Origin of the sequence: Paracoccus sp. DMF, from assembly GCF_004407025.1 — a bacterium.
Classification (GTDB): Bacteria; Pseudomonadota; Alphaproteobacteria; order Rhodobacterales; family Rhodobacteraceae; genus Paracoccus; species Paracoccus aminovorans_B.
On the sequence record NZ_SOKV02000130.1, the window covers coordinates 1 to 1460 of the forward strand.

At 61.8% G+C, this 1460-nt stretch carries 1 protein-coding gene and 1 pseudogene; both read left to right on the top strand.

The features are described 5' to 3' along the window. Positions 1 to 278: 278 nt before the first annotated feature. A pseudogene (locus E3D03_RS20700) lies at positions 279 to 446 on the top strand (IS3 family transposase); the annotation flags it as partial. Between the two features lie 522 nt (positions 447 to 968). Continuing rightward, complete coding sequence (locus tag E3D03_RS20705) at positions 969 to 1406, top strand: hypothetical protein (protein WP_263568520.1); 438 nt, start codon at positions 969 to 971, stop codon at positions 1404 to 1406. Positions 1407 to 1460 lie beyond the last annotated feature (54 nt).

The following is a 1460-nucleotide window of genomic DNA, read 5'->3' on the forward strand; positions in this document are numbered from 1 at the left end:
CCTGACGTCCTAACCGATAGACGAACGGGCCACGTGCGCCGGCGATGCGGACATTTAGGCCAGCTTTGCCGCTCGCGCAAGGGGCGGCGCGATGTTCCGGCGGGAAATTTTTCCAAGGTGGAGCAGGGAATTCGCCGCTGGCAAGGTGCCGTGGCTGTTTGGCCCTGCCGAGTGGCGGAAACCCGAAAAATGCCATGTCCGGCGTCAACGGCAGGAATCCCATCGCACCGCCTCACCAGGCGTTGGGGCCAGAGTTCGCGACGACATCGGCGACGAACATCCATCGTCGCGGGCCTTGGCGCAGTTTCGAAGCGGTGGAGCATGCCACGCTCGAATGGGTGGACTGGTTCAACAACCGCCGCCTGCTGGAGCCGATCGGGAACATCCCGCCTGCCGAAGCCGAGGCAAACCTCTACGCCGCACTGGAAACCGAGCCCATGGCCGCGCAACTAACGAAAAATCAGCCTCCTGCAAACCCGGAGCGGTTCACCACCAACTTTCACCCGAAAGCCTGGCTGTTTCGTGCGACCGGGGCCAAGGGCGCCATGATCGTCGGAAGCCCTAATCCAACTCGTTCTGCTTTGACGAAAGGGGTGGAGTGGAACCTGCATTCGGCCGCTGCTGGCGACGTGCGGGCGGTCGACGCTGCGTTCGCTACGCTTCTCACCGATCCACGATGGCGCCGCTGACCGATGGCTGGATCGATTCCGATGCCACACGCCGTCAAGCGCGGCCCTTGCCGCCAAGACGGTGCATGCCGAACCGCTGAAACTGATCCTCGAACCGCATGACGTTCAGGTGAAGGCATGACAGGCCTTGGATCCGCATACCATTCGCCCACACTGGCCTGTGCAGCTTCGTAGCTGCGGATCATCAGATGCTTGGAGGGCTGCAGCATCCGGCGGCCATCCTTTGCCACCGTGCGGGGTTGCCCGCAGCGGAGGTGACGACACGATGATATTCATCGAATGGCAACTGAAGAAAAAGGGCTCGGTCGAAGTTCGAGTCCCATGTCATGGGAATTGTCCCTGGAGCTGGCCAGCTTGGCCGCCGATGCACCGGGCTGTCTGCCGACGGATTATGACAAGCCTTTCGCGTCGTCGGGCTCTCTCGACAACCGGGTCCGCCAATGGGTCGTGAAGGCCGGACTGGTAGGCGAGGAGGGCAAAGCTGACCGCTTTCGGCGCGGCATCCGCAAGCGCCGCGCGGAGGAGATCGCCGAGGCCGGAGGGACCGTCACGAGGTCATGGCGCATCTGCCGCACGGCGATCCGAAAACCACTGCAATTTACACGCAAAGGGCAGAAACGGCTTGCAGAACGGGCCGATCGGCGCATGGAGCAGGCCTCAAAAATCCAGGGTGCCCCACGGCTCCCGTGGGATATCTGCCATAATTCTGACAGCTAAAACAATATTTTAAGGATGAAGTGGCAGCCCGTAGGGGAGTCGAACCCCTCTTTT